At 67.3% G+C, this 1,081-nt stretch carries 2 protein-coding genes; one reads left to right on the forward strand and one right to left on the reverse strand.

Annotation, left to right across the window (positions count from 1 at the left end; translation table 11 throughout):
- Positions 1 to 11: 11 nt before the first annotated feature.
- The gene (locus MOV75_RS39335; RefSeq protein WP_247008221.1) at positions 12 to 686 is read left to right on the forward strand and encodes a transglycosylase SLT domain-containing protein; all 675 of its coding nucleotides are present in this window, start codon (positions 12 to 14) and stop codon (positions 684 to 686) included.
- Positions 687 to 773: 87 nt separating this feature from the next.
- On the opposite strand, the gene MOV75_RS39340 is transcribed toward MOV75_RS39335, so the two are convergent.
- Positions 774 to 1,081, reverse strand: a 308-nt coding sequence (locus MOV75_RS39340; RefSeq protein ID WP_247008219.1) for a winged helix-turn-helix domain-containing protein, incomplete at its 5' end; no start/stop codon positions are given.

Genomic DNA, 1,081 nt, shown 5'->3' on the forward strand with positions numbered 1-1,081 from the left:
CGCCGTCGGCGATCCCGAGCGGCAGGGCGGAGCTCGGCGCCGGCGAGACGCCGTCATCCCGCGCCATGATACGGAAGATCATCGAGCGGGAAATCGCGAAGACCGATTTACCGGCCGATATCGCCGAAGCGGTCGTCTTCGTCGAGAGCGGCTACAATTCGGCCGTCGTCGGCAGCGTTGGCGAGATCGGCCTGATGCAGGTGCGGCCCGAGACGGCGGCGATGCTGGGCTTCCGGGGCACCGAGGCGGAGCTCGCCGAACCCGACATCAACATCCATTACGGGGTGCTTTATCTCGGTCGGGCCTGGCGCCTGGCGGGCGGGGACATCTGCCGCGCCCTCATGAAATACCGGGCGGGCCATGGCGAGGAAGAGATGACGCCGCGGTCGCAGGTCTATTGCAACCGGGCCCGTAACCGCCTTGTCGCCATGAATTCGCGGGCTCTGGACGCCGAGGTCGCGGCCGTTCCGGATCCGGCGCCCCGGCCGACTCCCGCAGCTCCTGCGGCGACTCCGGTAAAGCCGGCGCCCCGTCCGAAGATGTCGGTGCAGCCCAAAACGGTCTATGCCCGCTATCGTCAAGGCACCGCGGCCGCCAGCCGCGCCTATTGGGCCGCCCACGAGGCCCGGGTCAGCCAGATCAAGGCTCGCGTCGAAGCGCGATGGAAACGCGTCGCATCGCGCTGAAGATATGCTCTATTGTTTGAGCATGATCTTTTCGGAAAACCGCTGCACACTTTGCGCTCACGCGGCCCTTCGGGTCCGGATCATGCTCTACAGCCGCTCGCTGAGCGCGAGCTTGTAGCCGACGCCGGTGACGGTCGCGATCACGGGCGAACCGCTGCCGACGAGCTTGCGGCGCAGCCGCGCCACCAGCGCGTCGACCGTGCGGATGTCGACCTCGGCCTGACGATTACTGACAACCTCGATCAGATAGTCGCGGCTGAGCGGCCGTCCGTCGGCGCCGACCAGCGCGGCGAGCAGATCGAATTCGGCGCGGGTCAGCGCCACCGGCTTGCCGTCGCTACCGAGCAATTCGCGCCGGGTCAGGTCGATGATCCAGTCGCCGAAGGCGATCGAAT

It is taken from the genome of Bradyrhizobium sp. PRIMUS42 (assembly GCF_023006515.1).
Lineage (GTDB): Bacteria > Pseudomonadota > Alphaproteobacteria > Rhizobiales > Xanthobacteraceae > Bradyrhizobium.